Below are 577 nucleotides of genomic sequence, written 5' to 3'. Positions count from 1 at the left end.
GGCTTCAAGACCGCCCTCCCACAGGCCCGGCGCACGGCCGGATCGCCCAGGGTCGATCCGGAGGCCAGCCGTTCGGCCATGCCCTCGGGGGATTCGTCGCCCAGCAGGGCGCGCACGCGCGGATCGTCCACGGTCAGGATCTCGCGGGTCTTGGACAGCCACCAGCTGAGCTGCAGCTCGTCCAGCGCCGGATAGGTGGGCAGGTCCGCAAACAGGCGCTGCTGCACCAGCGGCAGGCGGCTGTCGGCGAACTCGGGCAGGCGCTGTCCCGAGGCTTGTCCCGCTCCTGCGCAGCGCGCACCAGGGTCTGGGCGAAGCCGAACAGACGCGAACCGCCGCCGGCGCGGCCCTCAAGCAGGCTGTAGGCCGGATAGAGCCGCGCCTGCACCGGCTGGATCTCCGCCAGCGTCGACCACGGATCGCCCGCCTCGGCCGCCAGCGCCGGATCGGCGGCGACCCGGGCGCGGAATTCCTCTTCCGCCGCCTGACGCCGCCCCATGAAGTCGCCGTCGATCAGGGCGCGCATGCGGCCCATGCCGCGCTTGTAGGTGTTCTCCACCCCCGAGAGGGCGGATGA

General features: G+C 72.6%; 1 protein-coding gene. It reads right to left on the bottom strand.

Annotated elements, in window-relative coordinates:
• Window positions 1-133: 133 nt before the first annotated feature.
• Window positions 134-577: S46 family peptidase (locus tag MBEBAB_RS15930; RefSeq protein WP_242397193.1), on the bottom strand; the 444-nt coding region annotated here is incomplete at its 5' end.

The organism is Brevundimonas abyssalis TAR-001, from assembly GCF_000466985.1.
GTDB lineage: Bacteria > Pseudomonadota > Alphaproteobacteria > Caulobacterales > Caulobacteraceae > Brevundimonas > Brevundimonas abyssalis.
This window is presented reverse-complemented; position numbering and strand designations above follow the sequence as displayed.